General features: G+C 46.5%; 1 protein-coding gene. It reads right to left on the reverse strand.

What is annotated here, in order from left to right; genetic code table 11:
* Positions 1–213: thiolase family protein (locus tag AC1M9I_RS14730; protein WP_481611229.1), on the reverse strand; the 213-nt coding region annotated here is incomplete at both ends.

The raw sequence follows: 213 nt of genomic DNA on the forward strand, positions 1-213 counted from the left end.
CAATCTTTTGACTACGACCAAATGCACTCTCAGATTTACCCATCACAAATGGAGCACGTGACATAGATTCAACACCACCTGCCACAATCACATCAGCTTCACCAGCTTTAATGGCACGCGCAGCCATTGCTACGGTATCGAGTGATGAACCACATAAACGGTTGACTGTGGTTGCAGGTACTGTATAAGGAATACCTGCTAAAAGCGCCGACA

Source organism: Acinetobacter sp. ANC_7553 (assembly GCF_056779895.1).